We start from the raw sequence: 4,495 nt of genomic DNA, 5'->3' as shown, positions 1-4,495 counted from the left end.
ATGGTTTTGGCCGGAGAAACAGCAACGAAACAGATCCGGTGAATGAAGGTACCATTTTCAGACTGGGATCGCTATCAAAGGGATTTACCGGGGTTTTGGCGGCGAATATCAGGTATGAAGGCAAAGTCAACTGGGAGGATAAGGTTACCGATTATATCCCAGGATTTCAGATGGGGGACCTTGCCAATACGAATCGCATCACCCTTTCGCATTTATTATCTCATACGTCCGGAGCTCCCTATCACAGTTATACCAATCTGGTAGAAGCCGGTTTGTCCGTATCGGAAATCGCAGGCCGCTTTAATGAGGTGAAGCCTATTAGCGAACCCGGAGCTGTGTATAGTTATCAATATGCTTTGTTTGCCCTATCCGGGGAAATCCTTTGTAAGGCTTCCGGAGAGGATATAGCGTCTTCCCTGGAAAACAGGCTGTTTAAACCTTTGGAAATGTGTTCCACAAATATGGATCACGAGGCCCTGATGGCCTCTGGGAATATTGCTTCACCCCATTATCGCAGGGGGAAAAGCTGGAGGCCACGCAAACTGGTCGACAACTACTACAACGCCATCCCGGCAGGCGGTATCAATGCCAGCGCAGGGGATATGGCGCGCTGGATGCGTTTTTTATTGGGATATAATCCTGAAGTGATGCCGAAATCTGCTATTGAAGAGGCGTTTACACCTTTCGTAAAAATACCGGGACGGAGTAAGTATTATCAGCGTTGGCCGGGCCATGTTTCCTCCCATTACGGATTTGGATGGCGGATCCACAAATTTCGGGAGGCCGGGGAACCTGGTGAAAAGACTATTTGGCACCACGGGGGAAGTGTGAATAATTTCCGAAATGAAATTGCGCTGTTTCCAGAGTCCGACCTCGGAATCTGTGTCCTTTTAAATTCCAATTCCAGGCTTTCACGGACTGTGATACCTGATTTATACCAAATTGTGGAGGAGGTTTACAGGGAGGAACTGCCTGCGTCCATTAGCGAGGTTACCTCCATTGCTGTAAGCAGCGAATAAAATCAGGACTCCTTCGCCAATCCTGAATAATAAAAGCATTGCAGGGTCAGGTTTGCCCCGCCTGTAGTTTTAATTGAAACAGCTTTGGATTTATAGGGGATTCGCGCTAAAAGTATCTCCCTGTTCCAGGTCTCCGGTATCGTATCCCTTTTTAAACCAGCGCATTCGCTGTTCTGAGGTTCCGTGGGTAAAAGAGTCTGGGATCACGCGGCCTGTTTGCTGTTTTTGAAGCCGGTCATCTCCAATAGCATAAGCCGCATTAAGGGCCTCCTGAAGGTCGCCTGGCTGTAATCTTACCGTAGTCATTTCCTGGGAATGGTGGGCCCAAACTCCAGCGAGGAAATCGGCTTGCAATTCCAGGCGAACGGAATATTTATTGAATTCAGCAGTAGACATTTGCCCTCTCAGCCGGTCTACCTGATCTGTAATTCCCATCAATTTTTGTAGGTGGTGCCCTACCTCATGAGCGATGACGTAGGCCTGGGCAAAATCCCCTGGTGCATTCATGCGCCGTTCCATTTCGTCGAAAAAACTCATGTCCAGGTACAACTTTTCATCCCCGGGGCAGTAAAAAGGCCCGGTGGCGCTCGAAGCCCTGCCGCAGGCAGATGCTACAGCTCCGTTGTAAAGTACCAGGGTGGGCTCCCGATAATTGTCGATCAGACTGTTCCAAACATCCTCCGTGTTGGCGAGGATGGTTCTGCTGAAGGCAGCCATTTCGGACTCATCAGCACTTTCTTTATATGGACCCGAGGTCTGTCCCGAAACCGGACCCGCACCCCCTGTGATAAAGCTCAGGGGATTTACACCCGTGACCAGGCCCAGCAGCAACAGGATACCTATAATAATGAGACCTGTTTTCGAGAAAAGAAGTCTGATTAAGGGGGCGAGTAATAGTGGGTTGATACCTCTGCCACCCATTCGGGGCCCGCGCTGGCCCCTGCGATCTTCGACATTTGAGCTCTGCCGATTGCCTTTCCATTTCATATTTGTAAAGCTTTCATATTGTAACTTCCTAAATATAGGGAATTATGTTTTTGATTTACAAGTACACATAATTACTTTGTTTTTTCATAGACGACCCTACCATCAAAAATGGTCATCACCACTTCTGTGTTGAGGATATCTTGCTCGGGAACGGTCATTATATCCTGGCTGTAAATAGTGAAATCAGCCAGTTTTCCGGGGGTGATCGACCCTTTAATCTCCTCCTCGAAGGCACCGTAGGCTGCGTCCAGGGTGTAGGACTTCAGGGCCTGTTCACGTGTCATACGCTCTTTGGGTTCATAGCCCCCTTCAGGGGTTCCCTTAAGCGTTTTCCTACTGACACTTGCGTAGAAACTCGGAATAGGGTTCAGGGGTTCCACGGGGACATCCGTTCCATTGACTACCGGAATTCCACTTTCCAAAAGGGATTGCCACATATATGCCCCTTCCTTAATACGTTGTTCCCCCAGGCGGTCTATGGCCCAGGGTCGGTCGGAAGATAAATGAATCGCCTGCATTGCAGGGATTACGCCGAGTTCCGCAAATCGGGGAATATCTTCAGGATGCAGGTGTTGGGCGTGTTCAATCCTAAAACGGTGGTCACCGGTGTGTTCGGGCATTTCCACAAAAGCGGCCTCGTATCTATCGAGGATTTCACGGTTGGCGCGGTCTCCTATGGCATGGGAACACACCTGAAATCCATGCTGCAGGCCATTCAGGGCCGTTTCCTTTACAAAATCCATAGGAAGGGTTTCATGGCCGAAGTGGCCGGGCCGGTCTGAATACGATTCCAAAAGCCAGGCCCCGCGGGAGCCCAAAGCCCCATCACAGTTCAGTTTAACCGAACGGATCGTCATGAGGTGATCCGGGTCGACCAGGGGTCCCCGGGCGTACCATTCCTCCAGCAATTCCGGATCCCACCCTGTGAGCATGGTATAAAGACGGACATTCATCTTGCCCTCTGCCTTCATCTGTTCAAATAATGCAATGGTCTCCCTGCCAATTCCAGCATCGTGAAATCCTGTGATGCCGTCTCGTTGGCAGGCGGCTACGGCCAGTTCAAAGGCTTTACGGTCCGTTTCCGGAGTACTTTCGGGGATATTTCTTGTAATTAGAGTCTGTGCACGTTCATTAAAAACCCCTGTGGGCCTGCCCAGGTCATCGCGGATAACTTCTCCTCCTTCCACTTCAAGTGGATCTATACCTTCCTGGGGCAGTAGTGTAAGGCCCGAAATTTCCATGGCCTTGGCGTTGGCAAAACCCGCATGTCCGCTTGCATGTCTGAGGTACACAGGATTGTCCGGGGATACTGAACTTAACAAATCATGGGTTTGGAAACCCTTTACAGTTTCTTCGGGCATTTGGTCCCACTTGCTCTGATGCCACCCCCTCCCGGTAATCCATTCACCCGGGGCAGCTGTTTTCACTCGTTCCGCCACCGCATCTACAATTTCCTGGTAACTTGTGGTGTTCATCAGATCCAAATTCATCTCGTTGTAACCGAGGCCCATAAAGTGCCCATGTCCTTCAATCAGACCGGGGGTCATCGTCCTGCCTTCCAGGTCGATAAGCTGGGTCTTTTCCCCTTTATAGGCTTCGGCCTGCTCAAGGCTGCCGGCAAAAATTATAAGATTGTCCTTTGTGGCCACGGCTTCAACTGTGCTCTGAGTGGTGTCCACAGTATAAATGGACCCTCCGTAAATCAACAGGGTGGCCTCCTCTTTTTTGGGAGAGGAACAGGCTGAAATAAGAAAAAATGCCAAAAGAAAGCAACTGATTGCAGGATTTGGTAAGCGCATAGGTTGGTGTTTTAGTTGAAGGATCAAGGTACGATTATAAAAGATTTTAAAAAACCGCAGGAATGCCTTAAAGATGGTGAAAAACGTTGTGTTTCCCTTTGAAAATAAGGATTAGAGTAACGTCAGTCCTGGTGGTTTATGGATATCATTAAAACCTGCAGTTCATTGTTAAAGGAACTAATTGACTCGGCTAATTTACGAAGCAGGGATTCAAAACTGCAGATATGCGTTAAGGCTACAAGGCTTTTTTTAATCCATCGATAAGCTGATCGATTTCTTCGGGACTCGTGTAGTGCATAAAAGACATTCGAATGACCCCCGGATCTCCTGGAATCTCCATATCCATAAGGGGCCGGACCGCATAAAAATCCCCGATACCGAGCATTATTTTATGGCCAATAAGCGCCTGGTATACCTCGTTAATATCTTTTTTCAAAGGAAGGATAGAAATGATAGGAGCACGTGAAGTTGCGCGGCCGGGGCCGACCAGGCGTATATCCGAGCGCGAATTGAGGAACTTTAAAAGTGGTTCCATAAGCTGTTCTTCGTGCTGGTGAAATAGCTGGTTTAAAGCATTATTGCGCTCGGCGGGGGAGGCCCCGGCCTTAAAATGATGCTCGTAAACGGCATCAAAATAATCGATGATTCCCTGGGCCGAGGCGATTTGGGCGTGATCCGGACCGGCAGGGG

Annotated in this window: 4 protein-coding genes; 1 reads left to right on the top strand and 3 read right to left on the bottom strand. The window is 49.2% G+C overall.

The genetic code is table 11. The annotated features are described in order from the left end of the window. On the top strand, positions 1-1,019 hold a 1,019-nt coding region (locus WBV75_RS08245; RefSeq protein ID WP_424120155.1), incomplete at its 5' end, for a serine hydrolase domain-containing protein. 90 nt (positions 1,020-1,109) lie between these two features. Here the strand turns inward: WBV75_RS08245 and ypfJ are convergent. From ypfJ to WBV75_RS08230, 3 genes are all read right to left on the bottom strand, one after another. Further along, entirely contained in the window at positions 1,110-2,006 is an 897-nt protein-coding gene (gene ypfJ / locus WBV75_RS08240) for a KPN_02809 family neutral zinc metallopeptidase (protein ID WP_424120154.1), read from the bottom strand. A gap of 71 nt (positions 2,007-2,077) precedes the next feature. Continuing rightward, entirely contained in the window at positions 2,078-3,805 is a 1,728-nt protein-coding gene (locus WBV75_RS08235; RefSeq protein ID WP_424120153.1) for an amidohydrolase, read from the bottom strand. A 235-nt stretch (positions 3,806-4,040) separates the two neighbouring features. Next, positions 4,041-4,495 (bottom strand): aminotransferase class V-fold PLP-dependent enzyme (locus WBV75_RS08230; protein ID WP_424120152.1); only part of this gene is annotated, 455 nt, incomplete at its 5' end.

It is taken from the genome of Robiginitalea sp. (assembly GCF_049588695.1).
Taxonomy (GTDB): domain Bacteria; phylum Bacteroidota; class Bacteroidia; order Flavobacteriales; family Flavobacteriaceae; genus Robiginitalea.
Note: the sequence above shows the minus strand (reverse complement) of the source record. Positions and strands in the feature narration are given on the sequence as shown.